Consider the following 17,465-nt stretch of genomic DNA (forward strand, 5'->3'; position numbering starts at 1 on the left):
GGAATTTCTCTTTTCTTGCGTGAGTCATCATGAAGCGAGTGCTCTCCATTCAATCCCATGTGGTCTTTGGCTGTGCCGGCAACAGTGCCGCCGTCTTTCCCATGCGTCGCCTCGGCATCGAGGTGTGGCCGATGAACACGGTGCAGTTCTCCAACCACACCCAGTACAGTGAGGGGTGGCAGGGGATGGTGATGCCGGCGGGCCATATCGCCCAGCTGGTGGATGGGCTGGCGGAGATTGGCGTGCTGGCTAGGTGCGATGCGCTGCTCAGCGGCTACCTCGGATCGGCCGAGCAGGGGGAGGAGATCCTGGCGGCAGTGGCCCGGCTCAAGGCGTGCAATCCCGGTGCCCTCTACTTCTGCGATCCCGTGATGGGTCACCCGGACAAGGGGTGCATAGTAGCGCCCGGCGTCACCGACTTTTTCCGGGAGCGGGCCTTGCCCCGCGCCGACCTGCTGGCCCCCAACCTGCTGGAGCTGGAACAGCTGACCGGTCGCGACATCGGCAATGTCTCGCAGGCGCTGGCGGCGTGCCAGCAGCTGCGCGAACAGGGGGTCAAGATGGTGTTGGTAAAGCATCTGGGCAAGGCCGGCTTTGCCATGGATCGCTTCGAGATGCTGCTGGTGTGCGAGGAGGGGGCGTTTCACCTCTCGCGTCCGCTCTACCCTTTTGCCCGCCACCCCATCGGGGTCGGGGATCTGCTAAGCGCCACCATGCTGGCCAATCTGCTGGCCGGTTTCACTCCGGTGGTGGCGTTCGAGCGCACCAACGCCAGTGTCGATGCGGTGCTGGCTCGCACCTGGCTGACGGGGGCCTACGAGCTGCAACTGGTGGCGGCACAACACGAGATGGCGTTGCCGCTGGTGCGTACCCGGGCCACTCGCCTTGAGTAGCAGCGTCGCCGATTCTGGATACAAAAAAGCCCTGCTGGTCAGGGCTTTTTCTATTTCTGAAGGATGTGGGCAGTCGCGCCTTAATCCTTGGGATCCTTGAGCGCCTCGATCACATCCTCCTTGGGGCCGAGTCCCTCGACATGGTTGAAGGTGTCGAGCCCCTCCTGCGCACTGATGGTAAAGGCGTCGGCGCTCAGGTAGCTGCCGCTGCCGGCGCTCTCCATGATGACCACCAGCTCGGGCTGCTTGTCACCGTTGAGATCCAGTAATTTCAGCTCCTTGATGGAGCCATCGCGCGGCAGCACCTTGCCGTCGATGAACTGATCCAGCGGGAACTGGGGATTGGCGCCGGAGTAGAGGCGCACATCGTAGCTGCCGATGGAGGCGGGTTCACCGCGTCCTTCAGCCACCGTGATCACCTGACCGGAGGGGAGTGTCAGCTGTTTGAAGAAGCTCTCCGCTGCCTGGCCGGTCAAGGGCAGAGTGAGCAGACCGAGTGTCATCAGCAAGGTTTTCATAGGCATTACCCTTGTTACTGCGGTGAGCGGCAGGGCCGTTCACTGACGTCAACGTATGGAGATGGGGCGGTGCCGACACATGGCATCCGCCCCTCTGTTATGCCTCACAAGAGGCGTGCATTACCAGATCTTCACCCGTTTCTGGGGCGGCAGATAGAGCTTGTCCCCCGGCTGGATGTTGAATGCCTCGTAGAAGGCGGGAATGTTTGGCACCACGCCGTTGACCCGGTACTCGGGTGGCGAGTGGGGGTCGGAGCGCAGCAACATCTGCATCAGTTCGGGACGATACATCCCTTTCCACACCTGCGCCCAGCCGAGGAAGAAGCGCTGCTCGCCGGTAAAGCCATCCAGTACCGGCGCCTCCTTGCCATCCAGCGACAGCTCGTAGGCCTTGTGGGCGATGGTGAGGCCGCCCAGATCGCCGATGTTCTCGCCCAGGGTGAACTGGCCGTTGACGAACTGACCGTTGATGGGCTCGAAGCGGTTGTACTGGGCCACCAGCCGGCTGGTGCGGAAGCGGAACTCCTTGAGATCCTGCGGCGTCCACCAGTCGCGCATCATGCCGTCGCCGTCGGATTTGGCCCCCTGATCATCAAAACCGTGGCCCATCTCGTGGCCAATGACCCCGCCGATGGCGCCGTAGTTGACTGCGTCATCCGCTGTCATGTCGAAGAAGGGGGGCTGCAAAATGGCCGCCGGGAAGACGATCTCGTTGTTGCTCGGGTTGTAGTAGGCATTCACCGTCTGGGGCGACATGTGCCACTCGTCCCGATCGACCGGCTTGCCGAGGCGAGCCAGATTGTCGGCATACTCGAAGGCTTGCGAGCGCTGCAGGTTGCCCACCAGATCGTCCGGTTTGATGGCGATGGCGCTGTAATCCTTCCACTTGTCCGGATAGCCGATCTTGGGTCGGAACTTGGCCAGCTTCTCGAGCGCCTGGGTCTTGGTCTCCGGCGACATCCAGTCGAGCTCTTCAATGCTCTGGCGATAGGCGGTGCGCAGGTTCTCAACCAGCTGCTCCATCCGCTCCTTGGCCGCAGGCGGGAAGTAGCGGGCCACATAGAGCTGGCCGACCGCTTCACCCAGATGATCGTTCAGCACCCCCAGCCCACGCTCCCAGCTGGCCCGCTGCTTGGGCGTGCCGCTCAACGTGGTGCCGTAGAAGGCGAAGTTGGCCCGGTCGGTCTCGCTGTCGAGATAGGGGGCGTAGTCGGTCAGCAGTTGCCACTTGAGGTAGGCCTGCCAGTCGGCGATGGGGGTCTGGGCCATCACCTGATCCAGCGCGCTCAGATAGGTCGGCTGACCGATGACGAGATCCGGTTGGGCGGCAATGCCGGCCGCATCGAGATAGGCTTGCCAGTCGAGGTGAGGGGCTAAACGTACCAGCTCGCTGGCGGGGCGTTTGTTGTAGTTCTTCTCCCGATCCCGCAGCGCGACGTTGTCCCACTGGATGGTGGCGAGCCGGGTTTCGAGGGCGAGAATCCGCTTGGCCTTGCCGCTCGGATCAGATTCACCGAGGCGACTCAGCATGGCGGCGATATGTTGCTGGTACTTCTGGCGCAGCGCCTGACTGTCGGGATCCTGCTTGAGGTAGTAGTCGCGATCCGGCAGCCCCAGCCCGCCCTGATAGAGGTAGACCGCATAGCGATCCGGCGCCTTGGCGTCGGCATCGATCCAGATGCCGAACGGCGCGCCACCGCCCATACGGCCACTTTGGGCAAAGGCGCGGGCCAGTGCCGCCTGATCGTGGATCCGGTCGATATCGGCCAGCGCCGGCGCCAGCGGGGTGAGCCCCTTGGCGTCGCGGCCAGCCTGATCCAGATAACTGGCGTAGAGATCGCGGATCTGTTGGGTTGGCGTGCCGGTAGCGGCCTGTTGATGGGCCAGCCCCTCGACCAGTATCCGCACATCGGCGAGGGATTTGTCCCGCAGCATGTAGAAGGCACCATCGGCGGGGCGATCGTCGGGGATCTTGGCGGTGGCGAGCCACTTGCCGTTGACGTAGCGGAAGAAGTCATCGCCGGGTTTGACCCGGGTGTCCATATTGGCCAGCGCCAGTCCGGAGTGTTTCGGCGCGCTCTCGGGCGCCTGGCTGCAACCAGCCAACAGGGCCAGCCCGATAAGGCCGGCCAGAATGCTTTTCTTGTTGTTCATGGGATCTGATTCCACATCGGGTTGTTTGCTTCCCTGCCTGCGCCTCTTTTGAACTGGTGACTTTCGGGTCTGCACAGGCGAGCCCTACTCTAGGGTGGGTTGCCGTGCCGGCGCAAGCGGCGTCGTCAGGATGAATACTCCCGAACGAGCCCCGAGTCGCCACAGTGCAGCTTGCCAGCCGCGACTCTGCTAAGATCGGCCAGTCCGTTTTGGGGAAGCCTATGATTTCTCATCTTTATTCTCGCTTTTGTCAGACTCTGCCAGAACCGGAAGGTTCCACTCGCCTGCTGGTGGCCTTCAGCGGTGGCCTCGACTCCACCCTGCTGCTGGTGCTGGCAGCGCAGTTTGCCCGTGAGCACGGCTTGCCGCTTCGGGCGCTGCACGTGCACCACGGTCTCAGCCCCCATGCCGACGAGTGGGTGGCTCATTGCGAGTTGGTCTGCCAGCAGCTGGCGGTGCCGCTCATTGTCGAGCGGGTAACCCTTGCCCGCGGCAATGGCGAGAGTCTGGAAGCGCAGGCACGCACCGCCCGCTACCAGCGGCTGATGACGCACATGACGGAGGGGGAGTGGCTGCTCACCGCTCACCATCAGGATGATCAGCTGGAGACCCTGCTGCTGGCCCTCAAGCGCGGCGCCGGTCTGCGCGGTCTGGCCGGCATCTTGCCAAGCCAGCCCTTTGCTGGCGGTCTGCTGCTGCGGCCGCTGCTCGATATCAGCCGAGCCGAACTGGCCGAGGTTGCCGCCACCCTGCCTTATGGTTGGGTCGAGGATGAGAGCAATCAGGATGTGAGTTATGACCGCAATTTTCTGCGCCAGACGCTTATCCCCCAACTCAAGGCGCGCTGGCCTGCCATTGCCCGTACTGCGGCCCGCAGCATGGCGCTGTGCGCCGAGCAGGAGGCGCTGCTGGACGAGCTGGCCGAGAGCGACTGGCAGCTGGCCGGCGAAGGGGATGCGCTCCATATCGGCCCGCTGCATGCACTCTCGCCGACCCGGCGCAACAACCTGCTGCGCTACTGGATCCGCCGTCAGGGGGGGGAGATGCCATCGCGCGAACAGCTTGCCCGGTTGTGGCAGGAGGTGGCGCTGGCGCGGCCCGATGCCAATCCGCAGCTCAACTGGGGTGGCCTGAGTTGCCGCCGTTTTCAGGAGCGCCTCTATCTGGTCGCCCCGGATCTGCAACCTTGTCATCAGGTGTTGCCGTTGACGCCGGGCGAGCCGCTGACTCTGCCGGATGGGTTGGGTGAACTGGTGGTGCGTATGGAAAAAGCGGGAGAGGGGTTGCTGCGTTTGCCCCGGCCACAGGAGCCTCTGTCGGTACGCTTTGGCGTGGTGCCGGGCGCCATGCTGAAGCCGGTGGGACGTGGTGGCAGTCGCCGCTTGAAGAAGCTGTTGCAGGAGTACGGCGTTCCTTCGTGGCAGCGGGGGCGGATCCCTATCCTCTACTATGGCGAGCAGGTAGCGGCTGTGGTCGGACTCTTTGTCTGCGACGGATTTATGGCAGAGCAGGAGGGGCTTTCATATCAATGGTTGCCAACGCAAGAGGGGTTGCTGTTGCCTGAGCAGGAACCTGAGTAAAAAAAGGGCTCCGGTCACATGGCTGCATGTGCCGGAGCAAAGAAGAGTACCCGGTTATTCCGCGAGGCCGGCTTTGCCGGCTTTTTTGCGGGCGTAGAGGTGGCTGTCTGCCGCCTCGTAAAGAGCTTGAACACTGACGCCTGATTGCCAGCTGGCGGCCCCCAGACTGCAACCGACCGAGAAGGTGCTGAGCTCCTTGTTGGTCATCAGCATGTGCTGCAGGCGCAGCCAGACCGGACGCCAGGCTTCGGGTTCGGCCGGTTGCAGCAGCAGGGCGAACTCATCCCCCCCGAGCCGGAAGGCCTGATCCGTACTGCGGATGCACCCCTTGAGCAGCTGGGCGAAGCGGCTCAGCACCAGATCCCCGACCGGGTGGCCCCAGGTGTCGTTGATCTGCTTGAAGCGGTCGAGATCCAGCAGCACCAGCACCAGACCATGGGGCTCGCGGCTGTGCTGCTCGATGGCGCGGCCAATGGCTTCGTCAAAATAGGAGCGGTTGCCAAGGCCGGTCAGGTGATCGAGGCGCACCTGCTGATCCAGTTTTTCCAGCCGCATGTAGAGGGGCAGCAACAGGCTGAGCAGCTGATGGTACTGCAGCAGCACTCGCTGCTGGCTGCCGCTCAGCGGGTGTTCCAGCTCGTAGTGGAGTTGGCCGAGCAGCTGCTCATGCTGGCCGCGCAGCTCGAACAGGTAGCTGTGCAGGTTGAGGGTGGCCATCGGCGGGTGCTGGATCAGTACATGGGGGTGGCTACCGTCCATATAGAGACTGTGGATCCTGACAATTTTTGCCGCTCGATCGGCAAAAGTTGTCAGCAGGCCGCCGAGCTCGTGCTGCCCCAGCAACTGCTCCAGCAACTGATTGCGTTCTACGCTGGGCAAGGGCGTGAGCCGCTCCATCTGGCGAACCCACTGCTCGATGCCATGGCTAAAGCCATTGAGTGACGATCTGTTTTCCATGGTCTTCCACCTGTAACCACTTGACTGCTCCCCTTCACCTGCAATTGGCATGCCCAATATATGTTTCCTGAGCCAAGGATCGGCTGACTAGACTTAAGTTGATAAAAAGGAGGGGAAAATTTGTACACAGACCTGCTGATCCTGCTCTTCGCCGCCGTCCTGCTGGTGGCAATTTTCCGACGTTTCGGCTTGCCGGTGATCCTCGCCTACCTGATTGCCGGCGTACTTCTGGGCCCGCACGGGCTGGCGGTGATCACCGGCCAGTCGATCATGCAGACCATCGCAGAGCTCGGGATCGTCTTTCTGATGTTCTCGCTGGGGCTGGAGTTCTCCCTCCCCAAGCTGCTGGCGATGCGCTATCTGGTGTTGGGGGTTGGCGGCTTGCAGGTGCTGCTCACCTCACTGCTCTTCTTCTGGTTTGGCTGGCATCTGGGGCTGAGTCTGGCGCAGGCGCTGGTGGTGGGGGGCACGCTGGCGCTCTCCTCGACGGCGGTGGTGATCAAGCAGCTGGGCGAGCAGAAGCAGCTCCATACCCGTCGTGCCCAGTTGGGGGTGAGTGTGCTGCTGTTTCAGGATCTGGCGGTGGTGCCCCTGCTGGTGATGATCCCCATTCTGGCCGAGCCACAGGTGCAGGGCAGCGCGCTGGCTGCCGAGATTGCCTGGGCAATTCTCAAGGGGCTCTTCGCCCTGTTGAGCCTGCTGGCGGTGGGCAAGTGGCTGTTGCCGCTGCTGTTTCACGAGGTGGCGCGTGCCCGCTCCGACGAACTGTTCGTGCTGAGCGCCCTGCTGGTGGCGTTGCTGGCCGCTTTCATGACCTATTCGCTCGGTCTCTCGATGGCGCTGGGGGCCTTTCTGGCCGGCATGATGCTGGGGGAGTCCCACTATCGCCATCAGCTTGAGGTGGACATCAAGCCCTTTCGCGATGTGCTGATGGGACTCTTTTTCATCACCATCGGGATGAACATGGACTGGGTGCTGGTGGCACAGGCCTGGTGGCAGGTGTTGCTCTGCGTGGTGGCGCTGGTGCTCTGCAAATCCCTGCTGGTGTTGCTGGCCGGCCGGCTGATGGGAGAGCGCAAGCGCGACAGCATGGCGGCTGGCATCATGTTGAGTCAGGTGGGGGAATTCGGCTTTGTGCTGTTGGCGCTGGCACTTCACCACGGTCTGCTGGATCCGCAACTGGTCTCTCGGTTGATCGGCATCGGCATCATCTCCATTGCCATGACCCCCTGGCTGGTTACTCAGGCCCACTCACTGGCCCGCAGTCTGACCGATCCGACGCTGTTGACCCGCTCCGAAGTCGCCCAGTCGGGACTCAGCAAGAGCCAGCACGTCATCATCGCCGGGTTTGGCCGGGCGGGGCAGACCTGCGCCCGTTTTCTCAAGCTCGAGGAGATCCCGTTTCTGGCGCTCGACCTTGACCCGGAGCGGGTGAGTGAGGCCAAGCAGGCAGGGGAGCAGGTGGCCTTTGGCGATGCCAGCCGGCGCGACATCCTGCTGGCGGCCGGTCTGCTGCGGGCCCGGCTGGTGATCATCACCTTCGACGATCGCAAGCGGGTGGAGGCGATGCTGGCACTGATCCGCGAGCTGGCGGGGGAGCTCAAGGTGCTGGTACGCACCCGGGATGACAGCTTTCTCGAGCAGTACAAGCAGGCGGGGGCGTTTGAGGTGATCCCGGAGTCTCAGGAGGGAGCCCTGATGCTGGTCTCCCATCTGCTGGTCAATTGCGATATCCCCCTCGGGCGGGTGATCCGGCGCATGGAGCATGAGCGCAGCAGCCAGTACCGCTTTCTGCACGGCTTCTACTGGGGGGATCAGAGCGCCAACAATCTTGAGGCTGATCAGCTGCTGGAGCGCCTCCACCCATTGATGCTGCATGATCAGGCGTGGGCTGTGGGGCGCGAAGTGCGGGAGCTGCCGCTGGATGAGGTGAGGATCAAGGAGGTTCAGCGTGGCGATCAGATGCTGGAGCCTCGGGATGAGCTGACCCTGCAGGCAGGTGATCGGCTGATCCTGTTTGGTACCGCAGTTGCCATCGAGCAGGCGGAGCAGCGCCTGCTGGAGGGGCGCTGAGAAGGGTTACTCTCTCTCCCTCGGCTGAGGCTCGATGCCGAGAAAGTCGATCACCCTTGCCTGCTCCTTCAGGGTGTCCCGATAGCCCAGCTTGATCAGCTGCTGGCAGTAGCCCGGATAAAACATCAGAAAGCTGGCCAGACTGCTGGTCTCATCCCCCTTCACCCCCAACACGCGCAACAGGCGGCGCAACTGCACCGGCAGCTTGCGCAGATAGGCCAGCGCGATGGCATCGAGATCTTCGCTTGGCTTGAGCACGCAGGTCTCCACCCGCTTCAGCTTGAGGCGATTGCGCTCCCGCTCCGGAATAAGGTCCAGAGTCTGGTTGATGCGCCAAAGCCGCTCCAGATCGGAGTTGAGGGTGTCGGTAAAGACGGTATCGAGCAGATGGCTGGCGATATTGGAGCTGGTGAGGTGGCCGTGGTGGTGAGTCGGTGCCGAGTGGGCTGGTGGATCGAGCGTGATCAGCAGGATCCGCTCCGCTCCCAGATGGATGGCGGGGCTGAGCGGACTCAGCTGATGGATGGAGCCGTCGCCGTAGAACTTGTCGCCGATATGGGTGGCCGGAAAGACAAAGGGGAGCGCCGAGGAGGCGAGCAGATGATCCGAGGTGAGCAGGGTGCGCACCCCGCGCCGTCTGGCTCGTTCCCAGGGATGGTGGTCGGCTCGCCCCTGAAAAAAGGTGGTGGAGAGGCCATCGTCGTAGTCGGATGCCGTGATGGCGAGCGCCTCCAGACTGCCGTAGAGGATGTTGTCATCGATGCGGTGATAGTCGATGAGCTGATCCAGCAGGCGGCGCAAAGGCGCGTTGTCGAACAGATGAAAGGCGTGGTTGGTGTCGGGATTGATGAGGCCGGCCGAGCCTTCGTACATCAGTCGCCACAGCAGGCGCCCCGGGTGAAAATCGAAGATGTGGTGGGTTTCGAAGCGGCGCCAGACCCACTCCAGCTTTCGCACCCCCAGATGAAAGCTGGAGGCGTAGCAGGCGAGTGCGGTGACGTTGATGGCCCCGGCCGAGGTACCGCACAGAATGGGAAAGGGGATGCCGAGATTGCGCGGATAGAGCTCCGCCACGGCTTTGAGAGCGCCGATCTGATAGGCGGCGCGCGCTCCGCCTCCGGTGAGCAACAACGCTGTATTGGGTCTGGCCATATGCTGGCGCCTTATAGTGTTCTGACAAGGATGCTCCCACTGACAAATTAACTATAAGGCGCTGTATCGAATATAAAAACGGGCGCTTGCCCGTTTTTTTCATGGCCCCCGGTCAAAGGGCCCGGAGAGGATTTTCCGGTCGTGCCAGCTGATCGAAGGCGGCGAATACCGGCGCACTGGCAAGAATGCGACCGTGGCCCAGACCCCGGGTGCTTACCAGCCGGGTATGACCATCCTGGCTGGCCCGCAGGGAGTCGCTATGGGGGGCGAATCTGTCCTCTTCATCGTGCACTATGATGGCCTCGCCGCTGCGACTGGCAAGGCGGCCCAGTGGATCGACCGTGCTCAAGGGGTGCTGATACTCTTGTTCAATCTCCTTGACCACCGCATCGAACAGCCGGATGGAGTAGCCGGAGCGTGCCACCATGCCGTAGAGCTGGGGCACATAGTCGAGCACCGGCGAGATGAGCAGCAGCGGCAGCCCGTCAAGATGTTGCCGGCGGCTGGAGAGGGTGACGGCGCCCCCCATGCTGTGGGCGATAACCCCATGGACAGGGCCCACTTCCGTTGCCAGCCGGGCGGTCAACTCGTCGAAGGCGCGCACGAAGCGAGGCAGGTGGCCGGTATGGCCGGCGCTGTGGCCGTGGGCCGGGTGATCGTAGGCAATGGCCGTGAAGCCCTGGGCGGCGATATGGCTCATCAGCGGGTAGAACTGGCTGGCACTGCCTGACCAGCCGTGCATCAGCAGCCAGAGCGGCCCCTGACCGAGCCGGTAGCTCATCAGCGTCCCTTCGCTGGTATGGACGGCCTGCTTGACCAGACCGGATGGCGCAGCGTTGTCCCGCTGGTTGCGCTGGGGGGTCAGCAGCAACTTGCTGGCGGTGCGCTTGGCATGGCCGGGGGCCAGGGTATGGTGCAATCGGGTGCCGATCCCCAGCAGCCATTTGCTCGGGCTGAATCGGCGGGTGTTGAAGTAGATCTTGCTGCTCATGGTCATCCTGTGGTTTTTATGTGCGAACGGTCGTGCTTTTTTGTCGGTTTTAAAAAAGGATTGCCAAGAGATCAGCGCCAGCTGGCGAGCAGATCTTCCACTTCGGGCCAGAAGTGGCGGGCCGGATCCTGACACAGATTGAGGGCGTTGAACACCTGATCCGCCAGATAGAGGCCATAGAGGCGGTAGACGGCACGCCAGGGATCCATCCCCTCGCGCCACTCCCCCTCCAGCTGTCCCTGTGCGACCTGACGAGCCAGATAGTCGAGCCAGAAACGCACCAGCTGGCGGGCGGCCTGCTGTACCTCGCCCTCCTGCGCCGAAGTCCAGGCATCGAGAAACATGCAGCGTCCGGCAAAGCTCTGGTTCCAGGCCAGCCAGGCTTGCAACAGGGCGATCAGCTTGTCGTGCTGGTTCTGATGTTCCTGCTGGCGCACCGGCTGGATCACCCGCTCCCGAAACACCTCGGCGGCGTACTCCAGCACGGCGATCTGCAGATTGTCGCGAGAGTGGAAGTGGGCGAACAGGCCGCTTTTCGACATCTCGCAGGCATTGGCCAGCGAGCCGATGGTCAGGCTCTCCAGCCCTTGCTGGCTCGCTTGCTCGAAGGCTGTCTGTAAAATGTTTTCCCGGGTCAGGCGCCCCTTGCTCATCACGATCTCCTCATGGCTGGTGGCAGCATAAAGTACGATCGTGCTATTTGTCGAGCGGCAGATAAGTTGCTGGCAAGATGGGAGGGCTCAACCCTCCTTGATATCCATCTGCTGCAACGCGATGACCGCCTGAGTGCGGTTCTTGACCCCGAGTTTGCGGAAAATCGCCGTGATATGAGCCTTGATGGTGGCCTCGGAGACATTGAGCTCCCAGGCAATCTGCTTGTTGAGGCTGCCATCGCGCAGCATGATCAGCACCTTGTACTGCTGGGGGGTGAGGCTGGCCAGCTTGCTGGCGAAATCGGGGCCATCTTCCGATTCGGGATGGAGCGAGATCCCCTCCGGCACCCAGTTATCGCCCCCGATCACCGTATTGAGGGCGGTGACCAGCTCCTTCATCGGCGCCGATTTGGGGATGAAGCCGAGCGCGCCAAGGCGCAGCACCTGCTGGATGATGGCAGGGTCTTCCGAGGCGGATACCACCACGACCGGCAGGTCGGGATACTGGCCGCGCAGGTGAGCCAGCCCTTCAAAGCCGTTGGCGCCCGGCATCTTGAGGTCGAGCAGCAGCAGGTCGACCTCCGGATGCTCGCCGAGGAGGTGGGTAAGGCTGTCGATGGAGTCCGCTTCCAGCAGATGGGCATCGTTGATGGCCATGTGCACCGCTTGATAGAGGGCGCCCCGAAACAGGGGGTGGTCATCTGCGATGACGATGGTAAATTGGCTGTCCATATCTCAGTTAATGGCTCACATGGTTGCTAACTGATTGTTTTGAAAAATCAAACTAGCATCGCTCATCGGGAGGGTCAAACCTGCCTGTGCGCAAATGTGAAGCGGGCGCCGGATGTCGTGCCAAGAGGCCGACGGGGCGTAAAGCGCAAGTCCCTGCAGGAGGCAAAGATGGGAGTTCTGGTATTGACGGTGGGCACGGGCTCCACCTGGGCGATGCGGGCGGCACTGGTACTGGCCATGAGCGGCCTGACATGGCAGGAGCAGGTGTTCGATCTGGAAGATGCCAAGTCGTTGGTGCGGCTCAAGCGGGTGGCGCCGGCCGGGCTGGTGCCCTGGCTCGAACACGATGGCGTGCGGGTACACGACTCGCTGGCTATCGCCGAATATGTTCACGAGCTGTGCCCCGATCGCCAGCTCTATCCCGCATCTCAGGCCGAGCGGGCTCAGGCTCGCAGCCTCTGCGCCGAGCTGCACGCCGGTTTTCGCCAGATCCGCACTCTGCTCCCCTTCTTCCTCGGTGCTCCCACCCGCAGCGAGCCGCCGGTTGAGGCGGTGGGCGAACTGGCCCGTTTGCAGGAGATCTGGTCGCAGGCGCGGGGCCCCTTCTACTTTGGCGAGGCGGGCATTGTCGACGCCTTCTATGCGGTGATGGCCTATCGGCTGGCCAGCTATGGCATCCAGTTGCCCGGTCAGGCTGGAGCCTATCAGCAGGCACTGCTGGCCTGGCCGTTGTGGCAGGAGACCCTGGTCAAAGCGCGCCTGCAGTGGCCGGCGGCTGTACGCCAGACGCAGTAAGCCGATAGACGTGCAAAAGAGAGGGGAGCCACTGGCTCCCCTCTCTTGTTTTCTCAGCCTCTTCGCCTCTATTTTTCCCGGCCGGCGAACACGATGACCACCTTGTCATCCCCCTTCTCCCGCACGAAGGCATAGGGGCTGTCGGCCAGCTTCTTGTGGCTGCCCGCCGCCACCGCCGGGTGGGCGGCACGGAACTGGCCGAGCCGCTGCCAGTGCTTGACCAGCTCGGCCTTGTCGCCGCCGGCCAGCTCCTGCCAGTTCATGTCCGAGCGCAGTGCCTGATCGAACACGCCACCATCCCTGGCGAGTCCGCGCCCTGACTCATCGCCGTAGTAGATCTGGATACCGCCCGGCAGCAGCATAAAGCTGCTGGCGACCCGGCGCTGCAGCGGCACGTCCTGATAGTCGCCGAAGAACAGCTTGGTGTCGTGGGAGCTGATGTAGCTCAGCACGTTGAACTCGGGGTCCTGATTAATGCGGCTGGCGTAGCTGGCATAGGTGGGCTCGGCACTGGCCAGACACTGGGCCTGGGGCAGGGCGAACTCGCGCTGGTAGTCGAAGTTGATCAGCGAATCGAAGCCGTTCTGATACCAGAAATCCTTGGCCACCCCGTGATCCCACACCTCACCCACCATGTAGAAGGGCAGGTCGTCGAGCTTCTTGGTCGGGTTGGCGACCTTCCACTCCTTGAGAGCAGCAGTGCCAGCCTGCTTGAGGCGGGCCCAGACCTCGGGCTCCAGATGTTTGACGGTATCGGCTCGAAAACCGTCGATGCCAAAGCGGCGCACCCAGTCGGTGTGCCAGGCGATGAGATAGTCGCTCACGGTGGCGTTGGGCAACACTTTGGCCTTGGTATCTTTTTTCGCCGCCAACAGCGGCGGCAGCCCGACCGGCTTGGTGGATTCGGTCAGAAAGTCCGGCAGCCCCGCTACCGAGCCGGTGACGTCGTCGGTGCCAGGCTGCGGGTAGCCGGGCAGGCCAGCACGCACCCAGTCACCGCTCCACCACTTGTCCCACTTCGGCGACTGGTAGTCGATGAACTGGTTGTAGCCATGCCAGTTGAGGCCACCGCTCGGGCGCCACTGGTTCCAGACGGTCGGCAGCTTGTCTGTGTTCTGAGTGAGATCGGTGAGCCCCAAATCCTGCAAGTCGGCGAGGGTGGCGTAACCGGCGTGGTTCATCACCACGTCGAGGATGATGCGCATACCGCGCTTGTGGGCCTCGTCCACCAGGGTCTTGAGGCTCTCTTCGTCGCCGTAGTTGGGGTCAATTTTGGTGAAATCGAGCGCCCAGTAGCCGTGATAGGCGTAGAAGGGGAAGTTGCCCTGCTCGCCGCCACCGATGAAACCGTGCACCTGCTCCACCATGGGGGTGATCCAGATGGCGTTGATGCCGAGTTGCTTGATGTAATCGAGCTTGGCGGTCAGCCCCTTGAAGTCACCACCGTGCCAGGTGGCCACCTCGTCCTGACCATCCTTTTGGCGCCCGAAGCTGTGGTCATTGGCGGGATCGCCGTTGTTGAAGCGGTCGGTCAGCAGGAAATAGACGCTCGCCTGATCCCAGCTGAATGGCGTTGACTTGGCTGCCTTGACCGGCTCAAGCAGCAGCAGGCCGCCGCTCTCTTTGCTCGGCGTCAGGGTCAGCTTGCCGCCCTTGACCACGCCCTCCTGGCCGGAGTAAGCGTCCTGCAACCGGGTGCCGTCGGGCCAGACTCCTTTCAGGGATACGGTAACTGGCCCGCCATCCCAGCTGATGCAGGGCTCCTCCGGCGGCTGGCGCTTGAACTCGCTCTTTTTGGTCGCCCGCAGCACCTTGAGGCTGGGGGTATCCGGGTTGAAGGTGAACTGATAATCCCCCGCCAGCATCACTCGCAGGTTAAAGCTCTGCCCCTTGCTGCATTTGTCCATGGGCTGGGCGGTGCCGAAGGGGAGAGGCTTGCTTTCGCTCGGGCCGAAGCTGGTACCGCAACTGTTGCCCGCGTCGCTGATGCGGATCTGGTGGCTCCCCTTGGTGAGGGTGTGGGTCAGCTCGACCGCCCCTTTGTCCAGCGCGATCGGGGTCGCTACCGGTTGGCCATCCACATAGAGGTGAACCTCGGGAGCGGCCATGGCCTGACCGATCAGCAGAGGGCTGGCCAGCAGGGCGAGCCAGAGAGGGGACAAGTTGGGAGCGCGACGCATAAGCCATTCCTTGAGCAGGGCAGTTCGGACAAGGGCCCATTCTAGGAGGAGCAAAGAGAGCCTTGGATCGGCAAAATGCCGATTTGTGACATCAGTTCAAATGGTTACGTTTTCAAGCAGAGCAAAGTGTGACGGGGAGTGGCAGGGGAACGCAGCCGATAAAAAGAGCGGCCATAAAAAATGCCGGTCAGTTGACCGGCATTTGAGATTTCAGCTATCGCCGTCACATCAGACGGTGAAGAACTTGAAGTTGACGAAGGCCACCGCAATGAAGGAGGCAACCATACCGCTGATGCAGAGCACTGCCGGGCGCATGGCGGGCCAGCGATGGGTCAGCAGGATCAGCGCCAGCATGGTCGGGTAGAGACCGAACATGTAACGCGGCATGGCGTTGAGGCCGGTCATCAGCGGAATGGTGCAGCAGATGAACATCAGGGTTGCTTCGGCCCAGCGCTTCTGGCTGAACAGGTAGAGGTTCAGACCCCAACCGAAGATCACCATGATGGAGAGGTAGGCCTTGCGACCACCCAGCTCGAAACCGCTCAGCCACCAGTCCAGCGGGCTGTCCATATAACGGCCCCATGCCACCTGAATATGCTTGAAGGCCATCGCATCACCGGTGAGGTGATAGAGGTAAAGCATGTAGGCAAACAGGCCAAAGGGGATCATCCAGAGGGTGAAAACCACCTTGAAGGCGCGCTCGGTGAAGCGGAAGAACTCGCGCCAGCCGTAAGCCTGCAGTGACAGGATCAGCACAGGGAAGACCATCATCACACCCAGGTTGCGGGTGGCGGAGATGAACACCCCGAGCAGTGCCACCATCAGCCACTGCTGCCGGTAGGCAAACAGGAACATCCCCAGCATCAGCGCCATAAAGGTCGACTCGGTATAACCGGAGACGAAGTAGGCGGAGAAGGGGGAGAAGGCCAGCAACCAGACGCCGAAACGGGCTGTGTCATCACCCAGCTTGAGCTGGCGCAGCACCAGCAGCATCAGCGGCAGGCTGGCAAAGAAGGAGGCGTTGGCGACAATGATGAGGCCGATCAGACTCTCGACATTGAGCAGGTTGGAGATGGCGCCGGAGACCATCGGATAGAGCGGCATGAAGGCCCAGTTGGCAGCATTGCCCTTGCTCAGCCAGCGCGGGTAGAGGTCGTAGCCGTTTTTGATGATGCGCTGGAACCAGACGCAGTCGAACTGGCAATAGGCTTGCAGTGGCCCGATACCGGGAGTGCCATAGAGCTGGACACCGAAATAGCCCATGCCATAAAGGGCCACGCGGCTCAGCACGAAGGCGGCGATGATCATCAGCCAGTCACGGCCGCTGATGCGCAGTGACGGGCGATAGGGGAGGCTGTCCCCGGGCAGGGAAGCGGTATTGGTCATGTCATTCATCAGGCAAAAACCCAGACGCGAGAGAGGATGTAGGTGAGTACGGTGACGGTCAGGGTGGCAATAACCACCGGGACGAGACCGGAGAGACCCGCAAACAGCAGACCGCTCAGGATCAGGTTACGCACCGCCAGCGAGAAGAGGGCGACCAGCAGAAACTTGCTGGCGGCTCCCTGCTTCTGGAAGGTGATGTAACGGTGACCGAAGAACGAAAACCAGAAGGCGACGGCAAAAGCCAGTGTCGTCACCAGATGTTCGGAGATGGTTGGCCAGGTGTGAAACAGGGCGATGGAGGTGCCCAGATCGACGAGGGTAGCCCCCCCGCCGACAAAACCGAAACGAACCAGCCGCCAGAATTCCTCGCGGGAGATCATCAGGACGCTTGCTCCTGCTGCTCTTGTTGCTCGTCATCCTGCTTGTTGCCCGCCTCCTTGGCGTACTGGCCGTAGACTCCCTCGATAAGGTAGACAGGGCGCTGTTTCACTTCCACGAACATGCGGCCGATATACTCGCCGATGATACCGAGGGACAGCAGCTGGATACCGCCGAGGAACAGCACCACTGACATCAGAGAGGCATAACCCGGCACGTCGATACCGAAGAAGAGCACCTGGGTGATGATTTTCAGGATGTAGAGGAAGGCAACCAGCGAGACGCTCACGCCCACGTAGCTCCACACCCGCAGCGGCCAGCTGGAGAAGCTGAGCAGACCGTCGAGGGCGAAGTTCCACAGTTTCCAGTAGTTGAACTTGGTCTCGCCAGCATGACGGGCGGGGCGCTCGTAGGGAACGCCAACGGCACGGAAACCGGCCCAGGCAAACAGCCCCTTCATGAAGCGGTTGCGCTCGGGCAGTTGCTTGATAGCCTCAACCACCTTGCGGTCGATCAGACGGAAGTCACCGGCGTTCTCCGGCAGCTTGGTGCTGGTGGAGAGGGCGTTGAAGAAGCGGTAGAAGCCGCCGGCAGTCAGGCGCTTCATCGGGGTATCGGCGCTGCGATCAACGCGGATGCCATAGACGGTGTCGTAGTCACCGGTCTGCCACAGTTTGACGAACTCCAGGATCAGGGCGGGAGGATCCTGCAGATCCACGTCCATCGGCACGATGGCATCGCCTTTGGCCTGATGCAGACCGGCGGTGAGAGCTGCCTCTTTACCAAAGTTGCGGGCCAGGTTGACCAGGGTTACGCGGGGATCGCGGGCGATGGCCTGCTCGACTACTTCACGGGTGCGATCACGGCTGCCATCGTTGACGAATACAATTTCAAGCTGGTCTTTCAGCGGGGCCAGTTCGTTGTCTATCGCGTTGATGAAGGCATCGATGCTCTCTTCCTCGTTGTAAACGGGAACGACCAGAGAGAGTCGAAAATCTGGATACGACATAAGAACGTCCTTAT

At 62.1% G+C, this 17,465-nt stretch carries 15 protein-coding genes; 4 read left to right on the plus strand and 11 right to left on the minus strand.

Going from position 1 to position 17,465, the window contains the following annotated elements:
- Positions 1–29 precede the first annotated feature (29 nt).
- On the plus strand, positions 30–893 hold the full coding sequence (gene pdxY / locus WE862_RS09725; RefSeq protein ID WP_042032874.1) for a pyridoxal kinase PdxY: 864 nt from the start codon (positions 30–32) through the stop codon (positions 891–893).
- 80 nt (positions 894–973) lie between these two features.
- On the opposite strand, the gene WE862_RS09730 is transcribed toward pdxY, so the two are convergent.
- On the minus strand, positions 974–1,411 hold the full coding sequence (locus WE862_RS09730) for a PliI family lysozyme inhibitor of I-type lysozyme (protein WP_005347855.1): 438 nt from the start codon (positions 1,409–1,411) through the stop codon (positions 974–976).
- A gap of 120 nt (positions 1,412–1,531) precedes the next feature.
- A complete protein-coding gene (locus tag WE862_RS09735; RefSeq protein WP_042032875.1) occupies positions 1,532–3,565 on the minus strand; it encodes a M13 family metallopeptidase in 2,034 nt (677 codons plus the stop codon).
- Between the two features lie 221 nt (positions 3,566–3,786).
- Here WE862_RS09735 and tilS point away from each other — a divergent pair, with 221 nt between their 5' ends.
- Positions 3,787–5,145, plus strand: coding sequence for a tRNA lysidine(34) synthetase TilS (gene tilS / locus WE862_RS09740; RefSeq protein ID WP_042032876.1), 1,359 nt, complete (start codon positions 3,787–3,789; stop codon positions 5,143–5,145).
- A gap of 54 nt (positions 5,146–5,199) precedes the next feature.
- On the opposite strand, the gene WE862_RS09745 is transcribed toward tilS, so the two are convergent.
- Positions 5,200–6,102, minus strand: coding sequence for a GGDEF domain-containing protein (locus WE862_RS09745; protein ID WP_033115791.1), 903 nt, complete (start codon positions 6,100–6,102; stop codon positions 5,200–5,202).
- Between the two features lie 120 nt (positions 6,103–6,222).
- On the opposite strand from WE862_RS09745, the gene WE862_RS09750 reads away from it, so the two are divergent.
- Positions 6,223–8,175, plus strand: coding sequence for a monovalent cation:proton antiporter family protein (locus WE862_RS09750; protein ID WP_042032878.1), 1,953 nt, complete (start codon positions 6,223–6,225; stop codon positions 8,173–8,175).
- 6 nt (positions 8,176–8,181) lie between these two features.
- Here the strand turns inward: WE862_RS09750 and WE862_RS09755 are convergent, their stop codons facing one another.
- The 4 genes from WE862_RS09755 to WE862_RS09770 form a co-directional block, all read right to left on the minus strand.
- Positions 8,182–9,327 (minus strand): patatin-like phospholipase family protein, encoded by a 1,146-nt coding sequence (locus tag WE862_RS09755; RefSeq protein ID WP_042032880.1) that lies wholly within the window; start codon positions 9,325–9,327, stop codon positions 8,182–8,184.
- A gap of 112 nt (positions 9,328–9,439) precedes the next feature.
- Positions 9,440–10,318 carry an alpha/beta hydrolase gene (locus WE862_RS09760; protein ID WP_042032881.1) on the minus strand — a complete coding sequence of 293 codons (879 nt, stop codon included), beginning with the start codon at positions 10,316–10,318 and terminating at the stop codon, positions 9,440–9,442.
- A 71-nt stretch (positions 10,319–10,389) separates the two neighbouring features.
- Positions 10,390–10,971 carry a TetR/AcrR family transcriptional regulator gene (locus tag WE862_RS09765; RefSeq protein WP_042032883.1) on the minus strand — a complete coding sequence of 194 codons (582 nt, stop codon included), beginning with the start codon at positions 10,969–10,971 and terminating at the stop codon, positions 10,390–10,392.
- 87 nt (positions 10,972–11,058) lie between these two features.
- Positions 11,059–11,703 (minus strand): response regulator transcription factor, encoded by a 645-nt coding sequence (locus tag WE862_RS09770; protein WP_033115787.1) that lies wholly within the window; start codon positions 11,701–11,703, stop codon positions 11,059–11,061.
- Between the two features lie 168 nt (positions 11,704–11,871).
- Between WE862_RS09770 and WE862_RS09775 the strand changes: the two genes are divergently transcribed.
- Positions 11,872–12,498, plus strand: a complete 627-nt coding sequence (locus WE862_RS09775; protein ID WP_042032885.1) for a glutathione S-transferase — start codon at positions 11,872–11,874, stop codon at positions 12,496–12,498.
- A gap of 68 nt (positions 12,499–12,566) precedes the next feature.
- On the opposite strand, the gene WE862_RS09780 is transcribed toward WE862_RS09775, so the two are convergent.
- From WE862_RS09780 to WE862_RS09795, 4 genes are all read right to left on the minus strand, one after another.
- Positions 12,567–14,678: an alpha-amylase gene (locus WE862_RS09780; RefSeq protein ID WP_042032887.1), complete on the minus strand. Its 2,112-nt coding sequence runs from the start codon at positions 14,676–14,678 to the stop codon at positions 12,567–12,569.
- Positions 14,679–14,906: 228 nt separating this feature from the next.
- Entirely contained in the window at positions 14,907–16,073 is a 1,167-nt protein-coding gene (locus WE862_RS09785; protein ID WP_042032890.1) for a hypothetical protein, read from the minus strand.
- Positions 16,073–16,444: a GtrA family protein gene (locus WE862_RS09790; protein WP_033115783.1), complete on the minus strand. Its 372-nt coding sequence runs from the start codon at positions 16,442–16,444 to the stop codon at positions 16,073–16,075. Before WE862_RS09790 ends, WE862_RS09785 begins: the two co-directional genes overlap by 1 nt.
- Positions 16,444–17,451 (minus strand): glycosyltransferase family 2 protein, encoded by a 1,008-nt coding sequence (locus WE862_RS09795; protein ID WP_042032891.1) that lies wholly within the window; start codon positions 17,449–17,451, stop codon positions 16,444–16,446. Before WE862_RS09795 ends, WE862_RS09790 begins: the two co-directional genes overlap by 1 nt.
- Positions 17,452–17,465: the final 14 nt, after the last annotated feature.

Source organism: Aeromonas jandaei (assembly GCF_037890695.1).
Lineage (GTDB): Bacteria > Pseudomonadota > Gammaproteobacteria > Enterobacterales > Aeromonadaceae > Aeromonas > Aeromonas jandaei.